Source organism: Paenibacillus dendritiformis (assembly GCF_945605565.1).
Classification (GTDB): Bacteria; Bacillota; Bacilli; order Paenibacillales; family Paenibacillaceae; genus Paenibacillus_B; species Paenibacillus_B dendritiformis_A.
Genome location: NZ_OX216966.1, coordinates 1,421,435 through 1,446,303 on the forward strand (window position 1 = coordinate 1,421,435; position 24,869 = coordinate 1,446,303).

Below are 24,869 nucleotides of genomic sequence, written 5' to 3' on the forward strand. Positions count from 1 at the left end.
GCATCGGGGGGCGTGTTTTTTTTTCTAGTCAGGGGGTTGACGATCTGCTGAAAAAGGGGTACGATGCCAATATAGTTTCCTAGGAAACGATAATGTGATCACTTCTTATCTGATTAAGTCTTTTATTTTGGGAATATTGTTTCATATGAAACAAAGTAATGGGTGGTGCATGCAACATGGATAATACCGATATTGTAAAAATGCAACTTCACGAGCTCTACATGAAATTTCTGCATCAGCAGGAGCTGCAAGAACAGTTGGAAAGCGAGGCGCTCCTGGCCGAAATCCAGCATTCGTTGTCCGGAGGCGCTTCGCTCAATCTCACGGAGATCCATGTCATCTCCTGCATCGGACAGCATGAGCCGATCAATGTGACGGCCATCGCGGAGAAGATGTCCATCAGCAAAGGAAATATCTCGAAAATTTGCAGCAAATTGCTGAAGGAAGACTGGATTCGCAAGACGCAGCTTAGCGATAACAAAAAAGAAATTTACTTTCGCTTGACGGCGGCGGGAAAGAAGGCTTTTCTGCTGCATGAGCAGCTCCATGGAAGAGCGCAGCAATTGTTCGTTCGTTTTCTCGATCGGTATGACGGGGAACAATTGAGCTTCTTGAAGCGCGTGCTGATGGACGGGATCGCGGCATTGGAAGCGGGAGAGCTTCGCATTCGCTCCTCACAAGCGACGGGGGAGAGGGAATCATGATGGGAGGGAAGAATGCTCGCTCCGCGTTTTTGCTGTATCTGGTTTGTATCAGCACCTTCTTTGCCTCGCTGATGCAAAATATGTATTCGCCCATCCTTCCCCTGCTGCGGGATTCCTTCGGCGTCTCTCTTTCCATGGTCAATCTGTCCGTGTCCTTATTTATCTTTATCGTGGCTGTAATGCAGATCGTAATCGGGTCTGTCATTGACGTGAAGGGGGCGCGGATGGTGTTGATTCCCGGCCTCGTGCTCACGATAGCGGCCAGTATCGGATGTGCGGTTACGGACGATTTTGCCGTATTTCTCGTATGCAGGGCGCTGCAAGCCTTCGGAACGGCTGCGATTCCGCTTATCGCGGCCACGACCATCGGCCGCTTGTTCCAGGGCAGCCAGCGCGGCAGCGCGATGGGGACGTATCAGATGCTGCTGTCGGTCGCTCCTGCGGTCGCGCCGGTGCTGGGCGGATGGATCGGGGAGCGGTACAGCTACCCCGGGATTTTCTGGTTCCTCGCAGGCGTGTCTATCCTCCTGTTGGCCGCGAACGGAATCTATTTTCCGCGAGACAAGGGGACAGATGTGAGGACGGTTCGTCTGCGCGACCTATTTGCTCAATACGCCTTGATTATGAAAAATAAATTATCGAAGGGGATTTTCGCGCTCGCTTTTCTCTATTTCTTCATTTACTTTGAAATCCTTGTGTATCTGCCTGCGCTGTTGACCGATCACTATCAGGTCAGCCTGCAAATCGTCGGTCTTCTCTATTTGCCGATGGCGCTGAGCAATATTGCGGGGACGATGATATTTAAAGCGATCCAGGCGAAGCTGCCGCACCGCGCGCTGGCGGCCGGAGGCAGTATCCTGGCTGCCGCCAGCATGCTGCTGTTCGCGGCGACCGAGTCCGTCTCCTTGATCGGCTTGTCTGCGGCTTTGGTCCTGTACGGGATATCCGGCGGCGTGCTGACGCCCTTGTTCGCCACGATGATCAGCAATGAGTTCGAATCGCAGCGGGGGAGTGCGCTGGGGCTGTTCAACTTCATTCGCTATGTCGGCATGGCGGCAGGCCCGATCGCAGGCGGATGGCTGCTCGCTTGGCTCAGCGGTACCGCCGTATTCGCCCTGTTCGGGATCTTGGTCGCAGCGGTTGCTTGGTTGGTGCTGGGGCGGCTGCGCACGGCCGATTCATTGCGGGTTGAAAAGTAGACGGAAAAAAGCCGACCTTCACGGTCGGCTGCTTCTTGCTATTTCAAAGGCATGATGCTCTTCTCGACTTGCGCCATCGTGTCTTCACCGATGAGCCCCAGTCTCCAGATGGCGGTGCCTTTCAGATTGTGCCGCTTGGCAAGCCCGATTACCGAAGAGACGGACTTGCTGTTCTCGCTGCCCATCGACAAGCCGAGGATCAGCTTATGCCGCGGCACTTCCTTCAGCGCGAGCTGAATCGCCTCGTCCACTTTGTGAAGCGGTTCCGGGGCTTTTTCATCCTCGTACGCATACGCCATAATAATAAGATCGTCCGCTTCGGAGGCGAGCGCCTTATAATCGTATCCTTGATAAGCGCCGTTCAGCGGATGGAGCACGAGCGTCAGCTTCAGATCGGCGGCTTCGGCTTGCTTGGCAAGCTGCGCAACGAAGCGGTTGTAGTCCTGCTTCGCCTTGGCGATGTCGCCGGACAGTCCCAATCCTTCGAAATCAAGCGCTATGCCGGAGAAGCCCTTGTCCTGGGCCAACTCGATAATATCTTCCCTTGCCTTGGCCGCGAGCGCTTCATCCTCCAGCATATTGGTAAGCTCGTTCTTGCGATCCGAGGCGAAGACCATCAGGTAAGGGCTCGTCCCGTCCTGCTTCGCTCCGTCCACGATCGACTCCGGCGTAATCTCTCCCGCCGGCTCCGGCCAGTAGAAGTCTTTGCCGCTGGTCGTAATCGTGCTATCCTCCTGCAGCCGCGCCCAGCCGAATGCCGCCGCATCGAACTGCGTCAGGAGATGGCGCTCCTTGAAGGAAGCAATGGCATAGTAGGTCATGCTGTACATCTTCTTCGGCGGCGATTGAATGGAGACCGTCTTCGCTGCCGCATTCCAGGACACCTTCGCCCCGAACTGCTTGCCGAAGAAGCTGAGCGGAATATACGTCGTCCCCGCTTTGGCCAACGGCGCCATGGACAGCGCGACAGCTTGCCCGTCCACCTTCGCTGACTTCTGGTTCAACTTCAGCAGCACGGACTTCTCCCCATCCGCCGTCGTCTGCTTCGCGGCGATGGTCTTGGTCTTCGGATCCCATTTCACCTCGATGCCCAGCGCTTCCGCAATGCCGCGGAACGGAACCATGGTCGTTCCTTGTATAATCATCGGCTTCGCCGAGAATTCGAGCGGATAACCGTCCAGCACAATCTTTGTTCCTTCGGCCTGCTTCGGCACTCCGGCGGCCTGTGCGGCTTGCTGCGGGAACAGCATCGCTGCTATGAATAGCGCCGCCAACATAGAATAGATATAACGCCTCTTTTTCATCGAACTACCCTCTTTCTGTCGCACATTGATGCGAACGCGAATCTGCAACTCTTTTTTTCGGTTTCTATTTTACGCAAAAACAGGGAGAGTTGCCATAGAAATGATAGACAAGAGAATAGGAATGCAGCATGAATTTTCATAGAATTGATCTAGGTTGATTTCATTGCCTGTAGGCATGGCTATTCTGGCAAAAAAACGCGAATGGAAGGGGAAACCTTCACACCCTCAACGCAAAAGTGGTATCATATAGAAATTATGGCTACGCTGCGAGGTTGAAATTAGATGAAGAAATGGATTTATTTGCTGTTAATTGGGGTGGCCGTTGTCGCTGTGGCTGCGACTGCGGGGTGTTCATTTGACGGTCGGGGGCATTACTCACTCACTGGGAAGAAGGTCAGCGAGGAATACAAGGTGGTGATCAATGGGAAGCCGATGGAAGGAGCCCTGATTGAGGGAAATCTCTATGTTCCGTTGCGCCCAATGTTGAAAGAACTGGACGTTGGTTTTACCGTTGATAGTCCAAACAAAGTCATTACGGTGGGAGAGGAAAGTCCAGCTCCGCCGAACAAATTTATGGAGAAGAATGCATCGGAATTGAGAGCATTGCAACGAACTCTGGAAAACGAAACGCTGCCTAATCTGAAAAAGAGAAGAAAACAGATTAATGACAAGATGTCAGAACAATGGCAGGCAGGCGACAAAGAGGGGTACGAAGCGACAAAAAAACAGCTGGTGGAATGTAAAGCCGCGATGGCCCGTCGCACCGAAGAACTCCGCCTGGTTAAAGAAGCATTGATCGCGAAGAGCCGCAAATAGCTTGGAGACGGGCCCAGGCCGGGAAGCCCTCGCTGGGCTCGTTGTTTTGTATATGCATTCCCCCGCTGGTGAGGACTTTTTTAGAGGAGGGGGACCGTGAGGAAAATTATTGTGGTTGTCGTCGTTACTCTTTTGCTTGCGGGATGTCGTTCCCTGGCAGGCTCATCACGCCCTGATCCATGCATCTTTCGCGTACATGACGGAGGAGTCATTTGTTATGGGATGGAGGCGGCTGAAGTCGAGTGGGTAGCGGGAAAAGGGGAATTAGCGTCGAATGGAGAGTTCTTGATGTACGATCATGGTCTGGCGGTATATTATCGTAACAATGCTGCTTCGCTTATTTACATTGCCGAAGGAGATTATTATGCGCATCCATCCGGAGCAAAAATCGGTGATCTCCCGGATAAATTAAGGGAAAAATACGGAACGGCAACGATAGACGATAAAGAAATAATAGGCGGGAGTCTTGTATATGTTTACGATCGGATCCATAATAAGCCGCTTGAATTAGATGATCATAAAAACTTGCCTATAGAGGAACCCCCGGCCATCTTTCCCGCTGTGGGCGCCTACCTTGACGATAACGGATACATAGACATTCTGACCGTTGGAGATTTGAGAGCTTATCTCACGGGGAAATGAGTGAAAGCCTGGTAGTATGCCGGGGTTTTTAGGCGCTTACGTTATTTGCGAAGCATTATAGAATGTGTCGAAATATCCTGATATGACGAGTTTTTAATGTCGCACGCTGCTAGAAGTGACCGCATGAGAAGGATACCCCTGTTGCCCATAATCCGTTTGAGTATAGACTCCATTTTTTTGTCGTCGATCCCTAATAGCGTCAAAACCCCGGGGGATCGACGACAACTTGAAATATGAAGAAATGAGAAGAGAAATGTAGATTATTGGAGATAACATTATGATTTGCGTTGATTATCAATTGGCACTATTGGCTTGTAGGAGCTAGAGCTGTTTGATAGAATTGGCGTAGGGACGGCACTTTTTGGGGTTTTGGAAGTACCTATGAGGAATTGAATTCACTGTACAACGTCTTGAGCTGCGGTACTGATAGGCCGTTGGGCAGAGACCTCGATTCGAAGAGTGATGGACAGCAGGACTCATGGGTGGACGTAATAGCGGATTCGCGCCGAATGAGCAGATTTCTTGGACCGAAATTATTGTTGTCGTGGATCGCATGTTGAAGCGGGGAAATAAGGGTTGGGGGCGAGCCTGCTCCCTGTTGGACGACAAGAGCCGCAGGATTATTCCTGCGGCTCTGTTAGCGCATGTATTTATATCTCTTCAAAACAAAACCTTTAAAGGAACGGAGCCAGTCTAGGTCAAGGCCATTTTACTGACAGAATGGCAAGAAAGCCAACTTTAATTTTTCTTTTAGTTCCGATTCTAGCCCATAAACCTCAAAATAAGATGTATCAAATGCACGAATCTCCACTACAGCTTGTTCATGTTGAAGTCCTTCCTTTTCTTCAGTCGTTGGCATGTGCTCTAAATTCCAATCAGCAACCTCTCCTTCTATTGCTATAAATACACCGGAAAGAAATTGGTCAACCATTTTTGATATATTAATTAAGTGTTCAGTACTATCAATCCTGCAAAACGGTGACGTAAAAAATTGTTCTGAATGATGAGTGTTAAAATCTACATCAAAAACATACCAATTGCATGCTTCAGTTTGTTCATATATAACGGATAGAATTTCCGCAAGTTGTTCTCCGAGACATGAAAATTGTTGAGTTTCTTTCGTTTTTACAATCCTCAATACAAATTCTGGTTTTTTCATTTTTCACCTCACCATTGTAGCGGGGTAGGGCCACCTCGTTGTTTTGTTCCACCCGTTGAATTGGGTATATAATAATGGTCATGTGGATTTGTATGGTTTTTTCTACCGTGATTTGTCCAGTCGGTATCCTTGATATAATCCCCGTTTTTTCCGAATTCTCTTGTTTGACGATAACTTCCGTTTCTTCCTTGTTTTTCGCCGATTTGAGTATGGGGATTATGAGTATCGGGTTTCGGAATTCCATTTTCGTATCTTGGTAACTCTCTATTAACCCTATACTGACCTCCTCCGGTAGGAGCGCTCGTAGGTACATTTCTTATTCCGCCGGCTCCGCAATTATGCGTCCATACCTCCAGCTCCGTTACAAAATAATTATGTACTCCTTCAACTCGGAAGTTATACACCGTCGTGTTGTTGTTGTTAATCTCGATCCGGTCGATCGGATACAGCTTGCCTTCTGGATTTTGAAGTAGGTCACCCGCCTTTAGGTGTCTTGCTTCTGTCCAGCCTCGGCCAGGAATCGAGAACGGGTGCTCTTCCGTCGTGGTTATCGTTATTCCTTTGACCGTAATTTGGTACGTCTCGGTTGCCTGTCTTTGGAACAGTTCAACAACCGTATTGTATCCTGTTTTTCCTGTAAGTTCATCCTTCGTTAGAACAAAATCACCGATGCGGATGTCTTCAATAGGCTTGAAGCCTGTATTCGTTAGTACCGGCGTGCCGGCAGAGAAGCAATGCAAATTGCAATTCGCGATGGATTGAGCAGAAGTAAGAGGAATGCTTGTGACTGAAAGGATAAAAAATAACATCAAAGAAAGAATTTTTTTCATGTTCTTCTCCTTTTCGAAGGAAATTAATCGGATACCGCGTTCATGATCGGTCACGGAATGCTGCCGTCCATACACTTCATGTCCATGCTCCGGTTGAGTTCAAGCAAACGGACAATAATCATGTCTTTCCCCCCTTATCTCGTCACACAGCAAAATTGTCTATATATGGGCTGGGTGACGTATGGAATATGTTTTGTTAAAAAATGACGTTTCTGAGTATAACAAAAAATGGTGGATTATGTCCTTGTTTTTTTAAATACTTTAAATATTTGTAATAAACTCCGAAATGATAGGTTTGTATAGTGAGCTAATCACTTGTGGCCGCGAAGGAGGAGCGCAACTTGAAGCAGATGGAGAAATAATCGATGACGACTATGGATTCGATGATCTGATTGGCGGTTTTGAACGTATCTATGAGGAATTGAAGTTTGTAACGTACCTATGAGGATTTGAAATCTCGCTCCAATGGCTTCTTCCCAGCGAATTCGAGCCCCGTTTGTACTTTTTCTGCAACTAACCAGACCCAGCTCCCCAAATCTCTTTTCATTTTTGCATTGAAAGACCTAACCAGCCTCAAAAGCACATGCTCTTACCCTCAGCGTCTCCCTCCAGGAGGCGCTTTTCTCTATTTCCCCTACCATCCCCATCTCCTTTCCATAAGCCTCTTTTCCTGATTCGCCCCGACACCCCCAAATAAGTCCAAAACTCCACCTAGCAACGCCCATCACTAAAAAACAAAAATATTGAATATTTTGAGGTTTGTTTATGTAAGTATGTACCATGTCAGCATACTATCCGGTCAGTATGTTTCGGGTGAAGGGGGAAGGTCCGTGCATTTTGATTATTCCGAGAAGGTCAAGTCGCTGCAGCGTACGCTGCTGGAGTTCATGGACGAGGTCGTGTATCCGAACGAGAAGACGTATGAGGAGCAGCTTCAGCAGGCCGGCAGCAGGTGGACGGTTCCGTCGGTAATGGAGGAGATGAAGGAGCAGGCCAGACGGGCCGGGCTGTGGAATCTGTTTTTGCCGGACGAAGAGTATGGAGCGGGCCTGACGAATCTCGAGTATGCGCCGCTGTGCGAGATAATGGGCCGCTCGCTTATCGCGCCGGAGGTGTTCAATTGCTCGGCGCCGGATACGGGCAATATGGAGGTGCTCGTCCGCTACGGCACGCGGGAGCAGAAGGACAAATGGCTCCTGCCCCTGCTCGACGGGAAAATCCGCTCGTGCTTCTCGATGACGGAGCCGGATGTGGCGTCCTCGGATGCGACGAATATCGAGGCGACGATCGAGCGTGAGGGGGAAGAGTACGTCGTGACCGGGCGCAAATGGTGGTCTTCCGGGGCGGGCGATCCACGCTGCAAGGTGGCGATCGTGATGGGGAAGACCGATCCGGGCGCGCCACGCCATGAGCAGCAGTCGATGATTCTGGTGCCGATGGATGCGCCCGGCGTTCGGGTCCGCCGCATGCTTCCCGTGTTCGGCTATGATCATGCGCCGCACGGGCATGCCGAGATCGAATATGATCGCGTTCGCGTGCCGGCGGACTCGATGCTGTGGGAAGCGGGCAAAGGATTCGCGATCGCGCAGGGGCGGCTCGGCCCCGGACGCATCCATCATTGCATGCGGCTCATCGGGGCGGCAGAACGGGCGCTCGAACAGTTGTGCAAGCGCGTGCGGCGGCGCACGGCCTTCGGCAAGACGCTCGCTCGGCAGGGCGTCGTTCAGGAGTGGATTGCCGCCTCGCGAATCGAGATCGAGCAGGCGCGCCTGCTGACGCTGAAGGCGGCCTATATGATGGACACGGTCGGCAACAAGGCCGCCAAGGCGGAGATTGCGATGATCAAGGTCGTCGCGCCCAATATGGCGCTGCGGGTGCTGGACCGGGCCATTCAGGCGCTGGGCGCCGCGGGGGTCAGCGAGGACTTCCCGCTCGCCTCGCATTGGGCCAATGCGAGAACGCTGCGTCTGGCGGACGGCCCGGATGAAGTGCATCAAGCGGCTATCGCCAAGCTGGAGCTTCGCAAATACGACGATAAATGAAAACGGTCGCGAGGTAAGTGCCAATGAATTTCTGCTATCCAGAAGGGGGAGACAGGAATGAATGTCAGGCAGTTATTCGACTTGACGGGCAAGACGGCGATCATCACCGGCGGCGGCCGCGGGCTTGGGGCACAGATTGCGCAAGGGCTGGCGGAAGCCGGGGCCAATCTGGTCCTGTGCTCCCGGAAGGAGGAAGCGTGCCGGGAGACGGCTGTTCGCATCGAGCGGGATACGGGCGTGAGATGCCATGCGATGGCATGCGACGTCAGACGCCCGGACGAGGTGCGGCGGGTGGCGGAGCGAACGGCGGAGATCTATGGCCGCATCGACATTTTGGTCAACAACAGCGGGGCCTCCTGGGGTGCGCCCGCTGTTGAGATGCCGCTCGAAGCGTGGAACAAGGTGATGGATATTAACGTGACGGGGACATTCCTCATGTCGCAGGCGGTCGGCCGGATGATGATCGGGCAGGGCGGAGGCACAATCATCAACATCGCTTCCGTAGCCGGCCTGAGCGGAACCGATCCGCAGTGGCTCGATGCCGTCGGCTACAGCGCGAGCAAAGGAGCGGTCATCGCGTTGACGAGGGATCTGGCGGTCAAATGGGGCAAGCATCAGATTCGCGTCAATGCAATTGCGCCCGGATTTTTCCCGACCAAGATGACTCGGGAGGTGCTCCATCATGGAAGCGAGCAGATCCTCCGTCTTACTCCGCTCGGGCGGCTCGGCTCGGACAGCGATCTCAAGGGGAGCGCCGTATTTCTGGCGTCTGACGCTTCCAATTACATGACCGGAGCGGTGCTGGCCGTGGATGGGGGCATGTCGGCCATGTAGCGCCGAGGTCGCGCTGATTGTTAGCATGGCCTTGGGGCATGGCAGCCTTGCAGCGCCGCGGCAGTGCTGGCGAAGGAAGCAGTCATGCCCGGGAGCAGGATTGAATAGGAATGGTACGGAAAAGGGGGCTTATCAAAACGATGTCCAAGCAAAAGGCAGTGCCGAAGGACACGATTCCCGTGCGCCGGGGCGAAGAGCTGGACGTGGCCGCGCTTGACGCGTATATACGGGAGCATCTCGACCTTCCGGACGGGGGCTCGATCGAGGTCGAGCAGTTCGGGGCGGGGCATTCGAACTTGACTTATCTGATTCGCGCCGGAGATTGGGAGGCGGTCGTGCGCCGGCCTCCGCTCGGCCCGGTGGCGCCGCGGGCGCATAATATGGAGCGCGAGTTCACGCTTCTGAAGCGGCTCCATCCTTTGTTCCCGCTTGCTCCCCGTCCGTATCTGTACTGCGGGAATTCTTCGGTGATCGGCAGTCCGTTTTTTGTGATGGAGAGACGGCATGGAATCATTCTGGATCGGGAATTTCCCCCGCATGTGGAATATACGCCCGCTCTGGGCAGGGAGATCTCCGCAACGATGGTATCGACACTCGAGCAGCTCCATGAAGTGCCTTATGAAGAGGCGAATCTGCGGGCGATTAGCCAACCGGAAGGCTTTATGCGCCGTCAGGTTCAGGGCTGGGTGGAACGCTATGAACGCGCCAAGACGGAGGAGATTCGGGAGGCGGAGCGGCTTCAGAAGTGGCTGATCGATATGCTGCCCGCTTCGCAGGCGCCGGCCGTCATCCATTATGATTACAAGCTGAACAATGTGATGTTCTCCCGCAGCCATCCGAGCGAGATGACCGGCGTGTTCGACTGGGAGATGGCGACGGTCGGCGATCCGATGGCCGATGTCGGCGCGGCGCTCAGCTATTGGTTCGAGCGGGACGATCCGCCGGAGCTGCTGCGCGGGCTGGGGCATCCGCCGTTGACGGTGCAGCCGGGCTTCATGACGCGGGATGAATTCCTCGAAGCCTATGCGGCCAGGAGCGGACGGGATATGTCCGGCATTTCGTATTATTTGACGTTTGCGTATTTTAAGCTGGCCGTCATTTGTCAGCAGATCTATTACCGCTGGAAAAAAGGACAGACGAACGATGAGCGGTTTGCGCGCTTCGATGACACTGTCCGAGCGCTAATAGCACATGCTTGGCGGCAGACGGAACGAATGCAGCTTTAAGCTCATAAGCTCTGACTTTATTCGTTCCGAGAGACTGACCATTCGTATGCATGAGGAGGAGATTTTAGGTGACACGTCCCCATTTTGCGTATTGGCCTGCACGCATGCCGCTTACGCTCGCGGTCCCGGACACGACGCTGAGCGACAATCTGGAAGTGACCGCCCGCCGCTACCCGGACCGGACGGCGATCATCTATTATGATCAGGTTATCACCTACCGAACGTTGAGAGACGAAGTCAACCGCATGGCCGCTTATTTAATGCATCTGGGCGTCGATCAAGGCGACCGCGTGCTGATCTACATGCAGAACAGTCCCCAATTCATTATTTCCTACTATGCGATTATGCAGTGCGGCGGCATCGTCGTGCCGATCAATCCGATGAATCTGACGGAGGAGCTCTCCTTCTATATCACAGACGGCAGCGTAAAGGTCGGCCTGGTCAGCCAGGAGCTGTATCCGCGCATCGAGCCGCTGCTGGGGACGACCTGTCTGGAACGCATCATTCTCGCCGCTTATTCCGACTACTGTCCAAATCCGTGCGCGGATGCCCCGGATTTCGTCAAGGCTCCCCGGCTGGAACCAACCTCCCTTCGAGTCATCCCGTGGGCGGAAGCGATGGGAGCCGCTATCGAATCGCAGCCTGTCCCGGAGACGGCAGGGAGCGATCTGGCGGTCTTGCCGTACACGTCCGGGACGACCGGCCAGCCGAAAGGCTGCATGCATACCCATAAGTCGGTGCAGGCGAACGTGATTGCGACGGCTTTCTGGGGAGCGCTGACGCCGGAATCGATCGTGCTCTCCACGCTTCCCTTATTTCATGTGACCGGTATGGTGCACGGTATGCACACGCCTATCTATATGGGGGCCGCCATCGTCATGATGACGCGGTGGGAGCGCAATACGGCCGCGCGGCTCATAGAAGCTCGCAAGTGCACGCATTGGACGGGAATCAGCACGATGATTATTGATTTTCTGGCCAATCCTCAGCTTCCGCAATATGATCTGAGTTCGCTTATCGCCATTACTGGAGGCGGGGCGGGGCTGCCGGAGGCGGTCGGCGAGAAGCTGCATCAGGCCACCGGCATCCGGTTCGTGGAAGGCTACGGCTTATCGGAGACGATGGCGCAGACGCATTTCAATCCGCTCGATCGCCCGAAGCTGCAATGTCTCGGCATTCCGTCCTTTGACGTGGACGCGCGCATTATTGACCCGGTCACGCTGGAGGAGAAGGCGCCCCGCGAAGAAGGGGAAATCATCCTGAACGGCCCGCAATTATTTCAAGGCTATTGGAACAACCCGACGGAAACGAAAAACGCCTTCGTCGAGATAGAAGGCCAACCGTTTCTCCGCTCGGGGGATATCGGCTACTGCGACGAGGAAGGCTACTTCTTCATCGTCGACCGGGTGAAGCGCATGATTAACGCTTCCGGCTTCAAAGTGTGGCCGACCGAAGTAGAGTCGATTCTGTATAAGCATCCGGCGATTAAGGAAGCCTGTGTCATCGGGGTGCCGGACAAGAGAAAGGGCGAAGAGATCAAGGCATACGTCGTCCTGCAGGAAGACAAGCGCGGCACGATAACAGAGGACGATATCATTAGCTGGGCGCAGCAGCATATGGCTGCCTATAAATATCCGCGCCTGGTCGAATTCGTCGCTACGCTTCCGGTGACCGGCAGCGGCAAAATATTATGGCGCAAGCTCCAGGAGGAGGCCTGGGACAAAGCGAAGCAGCAGGCAAATGCAGGCCCCCAATAGAAGCAGGCGCCGCCATACACGCGATGAGGGGAGATCATACTTGGAGCCGTCCATGAAAGAGAAGATTATGAAGCATAGCATTGCGCTTTTTGAAGCGAAAGGGTTCAGCGAAGCCTCGATCCAGGACATTGTCGATACGCTGGGCGTGACCAAGGGGACCTTCTATTATTACTTCGCGAGCAAGGAGCAACTGCTGACGCAGATTCATCTGCAGTATATTGATTATATGCTGGAGGAGCAGCGGCGCATCATCGAGCAGCCGGATCGAACCTGGAAGGAGAAGCTGTCCGGGATCATCCTCATGATGATTCGGGCCATCGAAAGCCAAGGGAGCAGCGCACGCATCTTTTTCCGTGAACTCCTTCATATTACGGGCGATAATCTTAGCGAAATCAAACAGAAGCGGGATCGGTTCCGGTTAAATGTACAGTCTGTCATCGAGCGGGGAATGGAGAGCGGCGAGTTCCGGAATGATCTGCCGGCAGACATGATGGCGTTCAGCATCCTCGGCGCCTGCAACTGGTGCTATACGTGGTTCAAGCCCGACGGCCCGTTGTCCGACGCCGAGGTGGCGGGTGTCTATGCCGAGATGTTCTTGAACGGGATGAGCAAGTTAGAGAGCAAGTAAGCAGCTAGATGAACAGAGCCGCAGGGAGGCACGGACTCCTTGCGGCTCTTTTTTGCACCTTTATTGGCGGACATCGTTCATTTATATAGTCTATCTGTCCTCCAAAAGATGCTGATGGGCGCTCCCCGCTTGCTCTTCCTTCGCTCGCCCGGATGGATAAGCGTAATGGTAGATCGCTTCCAATTGCTTCGCCATATATTCGGGTGAATAAGGCGTGTCTTGCCCCAGCCAGTTCACCAAGACTCCCAGATGAGCGAACAGAACGTAGTGGCTTACAATCTCTTTGTTCAAGCCGTTCACGGCGCGCGGCGTCAGCTTCAACGCTTCAAAGGCCTGGCTGAACTGCTGGTATAACATTTCCGTGAAGCGATTGTTAAAATAGGTTCTCGCGTTGTCTCCGAACATGGTTTTGTAAAAATCGCGATGCAGACGGAAATGGGAGAACAAGCGGATAACTTGCTTTTCCGGGTACTTATGAGGCATGCTCCGCTTTTCATCTTCGGTGGGTCCGACCGCTTTGGCGAGCTCCTCCAGCATATCGTCCACGCTTCGTTCGAACAGATCGTATTTGTCTTGATAATGCAAATAGAATGTCCCTCGATTAATGTCCGCCCGCTCGGCAATATCCTGCACCGTGATCGCCCCGAACTCCTTTTCGTTCATCAATTCGATTAATGCGCACCGGATTCTTTTTTTCGTTCTTTTGACTCGCCGATCCGTCGTGTTGGACATCAAGCTTCACCTTCTTATTTACAAATTATTTACACATAAATCAACAATCTGGCTGCATGTGTACGGTAATGAACAGATGATAGCGAACTGCGCATTGAAGAAATAACAACACTTGGTAAAATTATAAACATCCAATTGGATGTTTTTCAACAATACGTTCATTTACTAGTACTAGTGGCTAATTTAACCTGTTCTGAAGGAGTTGAAGCCATTGATGAACTGTGTCAATTTGGACCGCGTGAATCGGACCCATTTGCCGCTCGCAGGCGGCAAGGGAGCCAATCTGGGGGAATTGCGGCAAGCCGGATTTCCCGTTCCCCCGGGATTCTGCGTTACGACTTCCGTCTATGACGCGGTAGTGGGACAATCGGATCGGATGGACTCTTTCTATGAAGAGCTCGGCCTCTTGAACGTTCAGGCTAACGAGGAGATCCGGCGCCTAAGCCAGCGGATGCAGCGGCATATCAGCAGCTTGCCAATTCCGGATGAGATGATCGAAGATATTCTTGGCGCATGGAGAGAGATGGGCGATAATCCTGTCGCCGCCGTTCGTTCCAGCGCGACGGCGGAGGATTTGCCCACAGCTTCCTTCGCCGGGCAGCAGGACACGCTCTTGAATGTCAAAGGGGAGCGGCAGCTCTTCGAGGCCATTCGGCAGTGTTGGTCTTCACTCTTTTCCGAACGAGCCATTGCCTACCGGATGAAAAACGGGTTCGATCATCGTTCCGTCCGGCTGGCCGTCATCGTCCAGCGCCTGATCGTGCCTGATGTATCAGGGGTGATGTTCACCGCCGATCCGATTACGGGGAACCGAAGCATCATCTCGATTGATGCCAGCTTCGGGCTGGGGGAAGCGCTCGTGTCGGGGCTCGTCAACCCTGATCTGTACCAGGTCAGGCAGGGCGAGATCGTGAAGAAGCAGATCTCATGCAAGAAGTCGGCTGTCTGTACGCTCGCCGAGGGAGGCACGGCAGTCGAAGAACTTCCTGAACCGAAGCAGAAGGAGCAGGCGCTGTCCGATGAGCAGATAGTGACTCTGGCCCGGATGGGAGAGCGAATTCAAGCGCATTACGGGGCGGAGCAAGATATTGAATGGTGCCTGTCCGGCGGACAGTTTTACATTGTTCAGGCCCGACCGATCACTTCCATTTTTCCACTACCGCAAGCGCCCGACGATGGGCTGCATGTTTATTTCTCGTTCGGCCATATGCAGATGATGACCGATGCGATGTCGCCCGCCGGAATTTCGGTCTGGCAAATGACAAGAGATTTCGCCGCCGCCGGGGAGGAACGCGCGGCAGCGCTGGTAGAAGCCGGCGGCAGACTGTTCATGGATGCCACGCGTTCGCTGCAGGCCGGCTTGGCCCGGAAGGTGACGCTGCAGATGATCGGCAAGATGGACGCCCTCATAGCCAGCGCGGCCAGACAAATTCTTGACCGTTTTCCGCTCAAAGAAAAATCCTCTTCCGGTTGGGAGGGGCTGGAAGAGATGCTCCCCCGGCTTGCGACGCAGGTGCTCAAGGATATGCTGGAGGGGGAGGGCCAAGCGGCCTACACGGAGGTCGAGGACGGAGCGGATCACCTTGTGGACAAATGCCGGCAGCGGTTGGACGAATGCGACGGAGCCGATAAAATTACGTATATTCATCAAAACTACGAGTCATTGGCGCGCTATTTGATGGGCGAGAGCTTTCACTACATGGTCACAGCCATGGTGGCGCAGCATCTGCTCGAGCTGCTGGCGAAATGGTGGAACTTCGATGGCGGCGAGCTGATCACGCTGAACAAGTCCCTGCCTTTCAATGTCACGAGCGAGATGGGACTGGAGCTGGGGGATGTGGCGGATACCGCCCGGCCTTATCCGGAACTGACGGCGTATTTGCGGAACGCGGCCGAGGATGGATTTATGGAGGGGCTGGACGCCATTGCCGGTGGCCCGGAATTCAAGGCGGCCTTCGCGCGGTGGCTGGAACGATACGGCGTCCGCTGCCCCGGCGAGATTGACATCATGAGAACGCGCTGGGGGGAGCGGCCTTATATGCTGATCCCATCGATTGTGGGCCATCTGGACAGCCTCCAGCACGGAGAGCACCGCGAACGCTTCCGCCAAGGGGAGCAGGAAGCCGAGAGGGCCGCCGGACGTATTCTGTCCCAAGTCCGCGGCCTGGAAGACGGAGCATTCAAGGAACGGATCGTGTCCCGGCTGATTACCGTCTACCGGAGCTTCATGGGCTTGCGGGAGCATCACAAATTCGTGCTGGTCCGTCATTTGGCGCTCTACCGGAAAGCGGTGCTGGAGCTGGGCGATGATCTAGCGGCACAGGGCGTCCTGAGCGAGCGGAACGAGATGTTCTTCCTGGCCTTGCCTGAAATGAAGGAGATTATAACCGGCACCTTCGCAGAAGACGTTCCGTCGCTGATCGCGGCCCGGAAGGAGAGCTTCAAGCACTATCAGCGCCTGCAGCCGCCGCGCGTCTTCACGAGCGAAGGGGAGATTATCGAGGGCAGACTGGACGGCGGCGATGCGCCGGAAGGCGCCTTGATTGGACTGCCGGTCTCGCCCGGCGTCGTTGAAGGCCGAGCGAGAATCGTGCTTGATCCGAGCACGGCGTCGCTGAAGGAAGGCGAGATTCTGGTGGCGCCGTTCACCGATCCGGGCTGGACGCCGCTGTTCCAGCAAGCGAGGGGGCTCATCACCGAGATTGGAGGCATGATGACGCACGGCTCGGTCGTCGCCCGCGAGTATGGCATTCCCGCCATCGTCGGGGTCGAGCGTGCGACGAAGCTCATCCGTGACGGCGAGCTGCTTCGCTTGGACGGCACTACAGGACATGTAATCGTGCTGGAAGAAGCGCATAGTTTGGCTTGATACCTTCATCTATATAAGCAGGTAAGGAACCGCGTTTTGCCGGAAAAAGGCAGAGCGCGGTTCTTTGTTTCTCCGCGGAAATATGCCAATATAGTCCTAAGGGGATGAGTGAATGTTCAACGATTTCAAGCTCGTAGATGGACGTCCCGCTTCCGTTCAAGTGAAGGACTATATCAAAGAGTTGATATATAAAGGAATTTTGCGCGCCGATCAGAAGCTCCCTTCGACCCGCGAGTTCGCCTCCTTATGGCAATTGAGCCGCAACACGGTCATGACGGCGTACCGGGAGCTGGAGGACGAAGGACTGATTCATTCCGTGGCGGGCAAAGGAAGCTACGTAACGCAAGAGGTCGTGCCGGCCGTGGACGGCGCGCGGCTGGAATGGAAGGAAAGGATTGGAGCGTGCGCCCGCACGGCCGAGGAGCTTGATCTGATGAAGCATGGCGTTCGCTGGGAGAAGGGGATGATTTCGTTCACCAGCATTGCCCCGGACGAGAAGCTGTTCGATCTGGACAATGTGAAGCGGGCCTTTCTCGATCGGATGTCGCTCGAAGGCGAGATTTTGCTGAACTATGGCTATGCGAAAGGCTACAAGCCGTTAATCGACTGCCTGCTGCGGTATATGGAGACGAAGGGTGTGGATTTAACCGGCAAAGATCTGCTCGTGACGAACGGCTTTACCGAAGGGCTCGACCTTGTCCTGTCGGCCCTGCGCAAGCCGCACGGGCGCGTGCTGTGCGAGAATCCGACCCATCATACAGCGATCAAGCTGTTCAAGATGCACGGCCTGGAGATCACCGGAATCGCCATGCAGGAGGACGGACTCCAACTGGAGGAGCTGGAGCGGGCATTGGCCCAACAGTCCTTCGACCTGGCTTACCTCATTCCGTCCTATCATAATCCGACCGGCATCGTCATGTCCCCGGAGAAGCGGATGGAGGCCTTGCGCCTGTTCGGCGATTACCGCATCCCGGTCATCGAGGACGGCTTCAACGAGGAGCTGCGCTATTCCGGATCGCACGTCGCCCCGATGATTGCCTGCGGCGGCAGCGGGAACAACGTAGTCTACATCGGCAGCTATTCGAAGGTGCTGTTCCCGGGGATTCGCGTAGGCTGGGTGCTGGCGGATCGGGAGCTTGTCGATTATTTGGAGAGCATGAAGCGGGCGCGGAGCATACATACGTCTACGCTCGATCAAGCGATTTTATATCAATATTTGCATAACGGAAATTTCGAAAAGTATATCAAGCGGGCCCGAAATGCTTACAAGCGCAAATATGAGCTGGCCGTGCAATGGTGCCGGGAGCATATTCCGTTCGCCAGGCTGAGCGGCGACGGCGGACTGCACTTATTCATTGAATTGCACGAATCATTGGCCGCGCGCGATGTGCTCAGCGCGTGCGTGCGGCAAGGCGTTGTCTTTACGCCGGGCGATATTTTTCATACCGATGGCTCCGGCGCCAATACGTTCCGGCTCGGCTTCTCGCGCGTCTCGGAAGGGGAGTTGGAGGCAGGCATCGCGACGATAGGCCAGATGGTCAGACAGCTCATGGGGGAGGTAACGGGATGAAGGCGACCAAAGTCGGCGTGATTATGGGAGGCGTCTCCTCTGAGCGCCAAGTGTCGCTCATGACGGGGAAGGAAATGATGGCGAATCTGGATGACAAATATGAAGCGGTACCCATTGAACTGAATTCCACGGAGGAGCTTATCGGCAAGGTCAAAGGGATCGATATCGCCCTGTTGGCTTTGCATGGCAAATACGGCGAGGACGGGACAGTGCAGGGCACGCTGGAGACGCTCGGCATCCCCTATACAGGATCAGGCGTCTTATCCAGCAGCCTGTGTATGGATAAAGAGCTGACGAAGAAAATCATCCGCTTCGAGGGATTGGCGACCCCGGACTGGATGCTGATTGCTTCGCTCGATGAGCTGGACACGGCGGAAGCCGGCCGCCGGCTTGGCTATCCCGTCGTCGTGAAGCCGAATACGGGCGGCTCCAGCATCGGCGTGCAGATCGCGGACGGCCCGGACCGTCTGCGTCAAGCCGTGGCGGACGCGCTGGCGTGGGACCGTGAGGTGCTGCTGGAGCAATATGTCGCCGGCGACGAAATTACGTGCGCGGTGCTGAATGGAACGCTGCTGCCTACCGTATCGATTAAGGCCAAGGCTCATTTCTTCGATTATTCGTCCAAATATTGCGACGGCGGGGCGGAGGAGGAAGTCATCGAATTGCCGGAGCCGTGCGGCACGGCGGTTCGCGAGGCGGCACTCCGAATCTATCAGGCCATGAAGTGCAGCGTGTATGCCCGCATCGACATGATGCTTGCCGATGGGATTCCCTATGTACTCGAAGTGAACACGCTTCCGGGGTTGACCAAGAACAGCTTGCTCCCGAAAAGCGCCAAAGCGGCGGGCCTTTCTTACAGCCGGCTGCTGGATGAAATCATAACGCATTCCTTGCGGGCAAGAAAGACAGAAGAAGCAGGTCTCCCTGGGCGGTAACGCCTGGAGATCTGCTTCTTTGTTGACGAAGGTTTTTCATGAACAAGCCTATGGAGCATAATGAATGACCATCTCAGACACTTGCTTTTCCCAGGAGTCGCTGCCGGACAGCTCGACCTTCAAATAGTTGGTGCCGGCGGGCAGCTCGGTTTGCGGCGTGTACACTTTTCTGTACCATTTGCTTCCCTTGTATACTCCCGGGGTGCTGACATGGACGACGGGCGTCCAGCTCTGGTTGTCGGTTGAGGTATAGAAGGCGATGCCGTCCCATACGCTGAATTGATAGAGGCTGGCGATGAAGGAGGTAATGTTCGGCAGCTCATAGATGAAGCTCTCGGTCGTGCCGCTGGTCCGCTTTACCCGTGACCTGTCTCCGTCAAAATAGGAGGGGTTGGAGGAATCGAGCGTCAATCCGTCTGTATGGGAAAAGGTGTTGGACCAGTCATCCAGGTCGTCGGTCAAGACCTGCTCTTCCGGATCGGGCGCCGAACCGTTCTGCCCGACGAAGGTGACGACGCTCTTCGGCGCGACGATCGCCTGGAACTTGCCGTTGATGAGAGGGACGTTGTGCCCCTGCGCAAGGCTCAAGCTGTTGTTCGTCACATAGGGCGTCAGTCGGCCCGCCGTGAATCCGTTCGGCACGACGTTCAGCTCGGCCGTCGCATCGCTGTCGTTCACCGCGACGATCGTGAAGCTGCCGGTGGCCGGATCTTTGTATGCCGATACATGAACGCCCGGCTTCGGATTCGCGGTCGCGCCGATGCGCACGTACCCCGGCTTGATATATTTGCTGTAGTTGCCGAACGTGTAGTAGCGCTTCGTCAATTGATACGTATTCGTATCCTTGTATACGTTGATCAGCCCCTCGTCATTGCTCCCCGGAATGGCCCCGGTCCAGTACATCCACGCATTGACCTGGGCCTTGGTCATGAAGTCATGAATCTGGCGGGCGAACTTCAGACCGGAGGTCATGCCCGGATCGTAGGAATCGACCTTGGACACCTCGGTCATCCAGACTCGCTTCCCCTTCGCTTGGGCGGTGGTGAACGGCGCGGTCGGCAGCTCGACGCCGATGACCGGCACGGGGTAGTTATGGCCGGCGACGATGTCGATCCGATCCGCGGAAGCCGGGTCGTTCAGCGCATCCTTCATCAGATCCTCCGACCACCAGGAAGGCTCGCCGACGATCACCTTCGTGTCCTGCACGCCATGGTTGATCATTTCCTGCTTCAAATAATCCTTCAAAAACACTTGAATCTGCGTCGAATTCCATTCGGCCGAGTCCCAAGGGAGGAAGGTCATCGAGTTCGGCTCGTTGGCGATGGAGATGCCATACAGATCAAGGCCGAACTGCTGCTCATATTCCTTGATGAACGTGGAGAGCAGAACCGCGAAATCGCCGTAGTTCTCTTTTTTAAGATATCCGCCGTTGGTCGTGGAGTTATTAGACTTCATCCAGGCCGGCGGGCTCCAGGTGCTGGCGATAAGCTTATGCACGCCTCTCGCCTGCGCTTGCTGCATCACCCATACCTGGTCGGGACGGGCCTGGAAGTCATATTGACCGGGAGCCGGATTGAAGGCGGGGAAGACCGCGCCCCGGAAAATCGACACGCCGATACCGGTAACTTGATCGAACAGACGATCCATCACTTCGCTGCGCACCGGCTCCGGCAAATCATAGATGGCGTCCGACCAGCCGGCCTGGGACACCCCGAACCCGTCGATCTCCTGCTTCACGTCATTCCAACCGATATAGACATCCGAAGCCGCGGCGGCCTCCGCCATGTCGGATGATTCCGCCGGGTCCGCCCATACCGTGAACGGCAGTGCCCAGACCATGGTGACCAGCATCGTTAGCGCCGTGCCGGCGCTCAACAGGGAGTGGAGGAGCTTGCTTCTCATGAACAACCACCTTTCCGTGTGCCGATATGTGATTCATTGCATGTATATCATTTTTTGCAGAGACTATTCGCGCTTTTGCAAAACTTATTGAACTCGGCCGTGAGCGCACGCCGGCAGGGAGCCTATTATGGCGATTGGGTAAGCGGAAAGGACGGAATGTCCCTGACAGATGGCATTGGAGATGCATTATATGTAAAAACCGAAAGAAGGGGCTTTGACTAATGCGCCCGTACAAGGGCTAGGGGAGTGGTGCGTGATGAAGAAATGCATTGTGTTCGCCAACTGCCATGGCATTCCGATTCGCCAATATTTGGCTTCGTCGGCGACGTTCCGCCAATTCTACGAGTTGGTAGAGGTGCCGATGATCCAGGTATGCAATCAGGCCACCGGCATCGGCGATCACCTGTTGAACCAATGCGATCTGTTCATCTATATGAGAACGAGCGATGCCTTCGGGCCTTATCTGTCCACCGACTATATATTGACCAGACTGCCGGACCGCTGCATCCGCATCAGCATCGGCAATGCTTTTTTCATGTCCTATTATCCTCAATTCATCCCGGACAATAAGGAGCCGTTGTTCGCCTATGCGGATCAGAATGTCATCCGCCTGCTGCAAGCGGGAGTAAGCAAGGAGATGATTATCGCCCTCTTGTCGGACGAGAATTTATACTCCGCTCCGTTCTTGCATCAATATCATGATGATTTCATGCTCAATTTGCGGAGCCGGGAAGCGGGAATCGATATCCCTCTGGCCGATTTCATCGAACAGAACTACCGGCACAATCATTTATTCGCCACGATATGCCATCCGCGGTTCCAGATCATACGGTACTTGGCGATGAACATTTTGGAACGGATTCATATTTCAGGTCAGGAGATTGCGCATGTCGTTCACGACACGGCCTTCCTCGAGCTGATTCACCCGATCTACCCAAGCGTCATCAAGCATCTGGGACTGAGCTTCGTGCGGCCGGAAGACCGGGTGTACACCTTGGGCGGTGAAATTCTGACCTTCCCGGAATATATTTCGCGGTATGTCGATTATCATGCGCAGGCGATGAGGGGGAGCTAGAACCGTGCCGTGCTGTAGACTGGCGAGATTCCAGCGGCTTGATCCGGGACTAGATTTTTTCCAGTCGAAAAGAGTGATAATAATAGCCGTTTCTTCCTGGACAGAAAGAAACGGCTGGAGAGCCTAGGAGAAATGATCAATCAAGGTCAATGGGAACTGTACGTTGATTTACAAGCCGGGCATTCTTCGCATCCGTCACATCATAGGTTGTGACGATTAGCTCGGCGCCAATTACGCCGGAAAAAGAACCTTTCCCGGTTACTTCAACAGAAGAATAGGCATTAGCCGCAGCTCCGTATCCGCTTGTCGTAATCTGAACTCCGGCATTTTTGATTTCTTGCTGCTGACTGGCTGTCAGGCCGGCATAATGTCTCCCCAGAAAATTGTCGTAGGTGAATTTCTTGCTATCTTGCATGCCCATCCAACCCGTATATATGCCGGTCGCGTTGATGATGCTGCGATTTGCCATCGTGCTTCCCGTCCGGCCTGTAAATACGACATCTCCGCGATACGTCCTTTGACTGAACTCCACTATCGTTTTATATGTTTTATGCGGGGGAACCTTCACGGGCTGCGACGGGACTTCCAACGTGTAGGATTCACTTGTTGTATGGGTTTCCGTACTGCCTGTGTTGTACTCCAGGTTGAGTTTGCCTGCGCCCTCCAAAATTAACGGAAGAATGAATTTATTGCCGAGATCCCCGGCTCCGCCAACCTTGAATCCGCTGGACATACTGGTTGAATTGGATTCTGTATACGTCTTGGAGTATTTCAGGGTGTTGAAGGTTTGCTCCTCATCCAAAGTATTTGGAAATGTGTTTTCTCCGATAAATACAGGCATCGTTGAATCATAGTGTATATTTTCCGTTCTCGCCTCAATCGACAGGTCGATTACAGGCGTAACGCTATCCGGATTCGCTCGAAGCGTGTATCTAAAACCGTTACTTTCCGGGTTGGCAACCGTATTTGCCAGATGATTTTTATAATAATACGTGCCTACCTTTTTAAGCACTTCATTGACATCTACGATCCCGATGCTTTTTTCCTGGGCAATCGATGCTTCGGCATAAGCCTGGGGCGGCACGGAAGCGCTTCCAAGCATAAGCGCAGAAAGCCCGATAACAAGACCATTTCTCAGAACATGTTTTCTCATTGTGTATCCCCTCCATTGAGTATGCTGCTGATTTCGCTCCCTAAGCCTCCTTTCCTTCGGGTTAAGGTTATCGTAGCACGGCTGCCGTTTCCTCATCACATAAGGATTGTTATATATTGTTTCAATCATGTTAATAGCCCGGGATAAGCAGAGAACGAGCGCCCCCTGCACAGTTCAGGGGGCGCTCGCCGCACGTTCATCCTATTAGATTGATGGTGACCATCCTCATTAGTTTTTCTCTACCAATTTATGATTTTTCCAATCTAGTATATATGTTGTAGTAAAGGTTGAATAGGAGGTGTCTTTTTCATTGCTTCCTGCCCAATAACCAAGACCAAATAGTTCACTATGCCATTGCAGCTTATAACTGTCTTGCGTTCTGCCTAAATGTACAGTTAATTCAGATAAGGAATCCGTTTTATCGGCAATGACAACGGCGACAACGGCAGGAGAAAAGCTGTAAGCCGCTAAAGCAGGCATCTGATCGCTGGAAAGAAAATTATCTTTTGCCCAGACTTGGCCGTTACGAGATTTACTAAAAAGCTCATTGCCATAAGTAACCGTAAATGAATCCCTATTATACGGTCCCCATCCTTGGTTCATCGCGGAAACAAAAGGAACTGTCCATTCCACCTTTTTATTGGTATCGGTTTTTAAAATCGTTTTGTAGTCTGCTTGTTCATAAGAAACGGAGGTTGACCAATTGTTACTGCTATTGGGGATGCTGCCTATTGTACCGCCAATGGTATATCCAATGGTAGATGATACCGTTTTTTTATCGATGGTATTCGTAGGAGCTACCTTGAAAAAATCCCCGCTTCCGTTTAATTCCATGGCTACCCGATAAGAAGATGCCCAATGCATTGTCGCTCTATAATACCCTGGATACGAATCCTGTTCAGGAAAAGAGATTTTTCTGTCCGCATCAATGTTGCTTCCTTCTGTAGTGATGACCGCAATTTGTTTATTACTGTGGGGATCGTCAATAAAGGCAGCAGAAAGAGAGGTTTTTATTTTTTCATTGCCAAACCTTGTAGACAAGTTATTGTATACCTTTGCGCCTTGTCCGATATCGATGGGAGAATTTTTCGCTACTTGCGCAGAGATGGATGCTCCATTTAAGGTTAGAGAACCTAGTAAAATGGCAACTGCAGTTATACTTTTAATAAATAGGGGTGATCTTTTTTTCTTTTTTAGCATATGCTCCACTCCATTCTTTTTCTTCGGGTTAAGATTTACTGTAGCATAGCTGCTGTCGCCTCACCGCATAAGGATTGTTATATTTTGTAGCAATCATGTTAAAACAAAAACGAGCGCCCCCTGCACAGTTCAGGGGGCGCTCGCCGTTGTATGATCAACCTAGGGGATTGATTGAGACAGTTTTTTTCAAAACAATAGACCGCCCCGGTCAAGGCTCGGTCTATTTCAACTTCCGATAGCCACCGCCTTTGAAGCGGCTGCCATGCAAGGGAAGCAGCTGCAACTGCTTCCC

General features: G+C 53.5%; 20 protein-coding genes. 13 read left to right on the plus strand and 7 right to left on the minus strand.

What is annotated here, in order from left to right:
- Positions 1–176 precede the first annotated feature (176 nt).
- On the plus strand, positions 177–704 hold the full coding sequence (locus tag NNL35_RS06250) for a MarR family transcriptional regulator (protein WP_006675089.1): 528 nt from the start codon (positions 177–179) through the stop codon (positions 702–704).
- On the plus strand, positions 704–1,903 hold the full coding sequence (locus NNL35_RS06255) for an MFS transporter (RefSeq protein WP_006675088.1): 1,200 nt from the start codon (positions 704–706) through the stop codon (positions 1,901–1,903). Before NNL35_RS06250 ends, NNL35_RS06255 begins: the two co-directional genes overlap by 1 nt.
- A 38-nt stretch (positions 1,904–1,941) precedes the next feature.
- Here the strand turns inward: NNL35_RS06255 and NNL35_RS06260 are convergent, their stop codons facing one another.
- The gene (locus tag NNL35_RS06260) at positions 1,942–3,207 is read right to left on the minus strand and encodes a stalk domain-containing protein (protein ID WP_006675087.1); all 1,266 of its coding nucleotides are present in this window, start codon (positions 3,205–3,207) and stop codon (positions 1,942–1,944) included.
- A 282-nt stretch (positions 3,208–3,489) separates the two neighbouring features.
- Here NNL35_RS06260 and NNL35_RS06265 point away from each other — a divergent pair, with 282 nt between their 5' ends.
- Together NNL35_RS06265 and NNL35_RS06270 are read left to right on the plus strand one after the other, a co-directional pair.
- On the plus strand, positions 3,490–4,023 hold the full coding sequence (locus tag NNL35_RS06265; RefSeq protein ID WP_006675086.1) for a hypothetical protein: 534 nt from the start codon (positions 3,490–3,492) through the stop codon (positions 4,021–4,023).
- 96 nt (positions 4,024–4,119) lie between these two features.
- Positions 4,120–4,665, plus strand: coding sequence for a hypothetical protein (locus tag NNL35_RS06270; protein ID WP_138985599.1), 546 nt, complete (start codon positions 4,120–4,122; stop codon positions 4,663–4,665).
- Between the two features lie 709 nt (positions 4,666–5,374).
- Here NNL35_RS06270 and NNL35_RS06275 read toward each other — a convergent pair.
- Both NNL35_RS06275 and NNL35_RS06280 read right to left on the minus strand, forming a co-directional pair.
- Positions 5,375–5,824 (minus strand): hypothetical protein, encoded by a 450-nt coding sequence (locus NNL35_RS06275; protein WP_006675083.1) that lies wholly within the window; start codon positions 5,822–5,824, stop codon positions 5,375–5,377.
- Positions 5,825–5,832: 8 nt separating this feature from the next.
- The gene (locus NNL35_RS06280; protein WP_254553029.1) at positions 5,833–6,708 is read right to left on the minus strand and encodes a polymorphic toxin-type HINT domain-containing protein; all 876 of its coding nucleotides are present in this window, start codon (positions 6,706–6,708) and stop codon (positions 5,833–5,835) included.
- Positions 6,709–7,484: 776 nt separating this feature from the next.
- Here NNL35_RS06280 and NNL35_RS06285 point away from each other — a divergent pair.
- The 5 genes from NNL35_RS06285 (at position 7,485) to NNL35_RS06305 (ending at position 13,141) form a co-directional block, all read left to right on the plus strand.
- On the plus strand, positions 7,485–8,696 hold the full coding sequence (locus NNL35_RS06285; RefSeq protein ID WP_006675081.1) for an acyl-CoA dehydrogenase family protein: 1,212 nt from the start codon (positions 7,485–7,487) through the stop codon (positions 8,694–8,696).
- Between the two features lie 57 nt (positions 8,697–8,753).
- Positions 8,754–9,530 carry an SDR family oxidoreductase gene (locus NNL35_RS06290; protein WP_006675080.1) on the plus strand — a complete coding sequence of 259 codons (777 nt, stop codon included), beginning with the start codon at positions 8,754–8,756 and terminating at the stop codon, positions 9,528–9,530.
- A gap of 140 nt (positions 9,531–9,670) precedes the next feature.
- Positions 9,671–10,756 (plus strand): phosphotransferase family protein, encoded by a 1,086-nt coding sequence (locus NNL35_RS06295; RefSeq protein ID WP_040729889.1) that lies wholly within the window; start codon positions 9,671–9,673, stop codon positions 10,754–10,756.
- Positions 10,757–10,824: 68 nt separating this feature from the next.
- Positions 10,825–12,513 carry a long-chain fatty acid--CoA ligase gene (locus NNL35_RS06300; protein WP_006675078.1) on the plus strand — a complete coding sequence of 563 codons (1,689 nt, stop codon included), beginning with the start codon at positions 10,825–10,827 and terminating at the stop codon, positions 12,511–12,513.
- A 52-nt stretch (positions 12,514–12,565) separates the two neighbouring features.
- A complete protein-coding gene (locus NNL35_RS06305) occupies positions 12,566–13,141 on the plus strand; it encodes a TetR/AcrR family transcriptional regulator (RefSeq protein WP_040729928.1) in 576 nt (191 codons plus the stop codon).
- A 90-nt stretch (positions 13,142–13,231) separates the two neighbouring features.
- Here the strand turns inward: NNL35_RS06305 and NNL35_RS06310 are convergent, their stop codons facing one another.
- Positions 13,232–13,873: a TetR/AcrR family transcriptional regulator gene (locus tag NNL35_RS06310; protein WP_006675076.1), complete on the minus strand. Its 642-nt coding sequence runs from the start codon at positions 13,871–13,873 to the stop codon at positions 13,232–13,234.
- 214 nt (positions 13,874–14,087) lie between these two features.
- Between NNL35_RS06310 and NNL35_RS06315 the strand changes: the two genes are divergently transcribed.
- The 3 genes from NNL35_RS06315 to NNL35_RS06325 all read left to right on the plus strand — a co-directional run bounded on the left by NNL35_RS06315 (position 14,088) and on the right by NNL35_RS06325 (position 19,247).
- Complete coding sequence (locus tag NNL35_RS06315) at positions 14,088–16,742, plus strand: phosphoenolpyruvate synthase (protein ID WP_006675075.1); 2,655 nt, start codon at positions 14,088–14,090, stop codon at positions 16,740–16,742.
- 112 nt (positions 16,743–16,854) lie between these two features.
- Complete coding sequence (locus NNL35_RS06320) at positions 16,855–18,312, plus strand: aminotransferase-like domain-containing protein (RefSeq protein WP_006675074.1); 1,458 nt, start codon at positions 16,855–16,857, stop codon at positions 18,310–18,312.
- Positions 18,309–19,247, plus strand: coding sequence for a D-alanine--D-alanine ligase (locus NNL35_RS06325; RefSeq protein ID WP_006675073.1), 939 nt, complete (start codon positions 18,309–18,311; stop codon positions 19,245–19,247). Before NNL35_RS06320 ends, NNL35_RS06325 begins: the two co-directional genes overlap by 4 nt.
- A gap of 48 nt (positions 19,248–19,295) precedes the next feature.
- Here the strand turns inward: NNL35_RS06325 and NNL35_RS06330 are convergent, their stop codons facing one another.
- Positions 19,296–21,149: a glycoside hydrolase family 30 protein gene (locus NNL35_RS06330; protein WP_006675072.1), complete on the minus strand. Its 1,854-nt coding sequence runs from the start codon at positions 21,147–21,149 to the stop codon at positions 19,296–19,298.
- A 256-nt stretch (positions 21,150–21,405) separates the two neighbouring features.
- Between NNL35_RS06330 and NNL35_RS06335 the strand changes: the two genes are divergently transcribed.
- Positions 21,406–22,224: a WcbI family polysaccharide biosynthesis putative acetyltransferase gene (locus tag NNL35_RS06335; protein WP_006675071.1), complete on the plus strand. Its 819-nt coding sequence runs from the start codon at positions 21,406–21,408 to the stop codon at positions 22,222–22,224.
- A 136-nt stretch (positions 22,225–22,360) separates the two neighbouring features.
- On the opposite strand, the gene NNL35_RS06340 is transcribed toward NNL35_RS06335, so the two are convergent.
- The gene (locus NNL35_RS06340) at positions 22,361–23,377 is read right to left on the minus strand and encodes an ETX/MTX2 family pore-forming toxin (RefSeq protein ID WP_006675070.1); all 1,017 of its coding nucleotides are present in this window, start codon (positions 23,375–23,377) and stop codon (positions 22,361–22,363) included.
- 228 nt (positions 23,378–23,605) lie between these two features.
- Positions 23,606–24,577 carry a beta-channel forming cytolysin gene (locus NNL35_RS06345; protein ID WP_006675069.1) on the minus strand — a complete coding sequence of 324 codons (972 nt, stop codon included), beginning with the start codon at positions 24,575–24,577 and terminating at the stop codon, positions 23,606–23,608.
- Positions 24,578–24,869 lie beyond the last annotated feature (292 nt).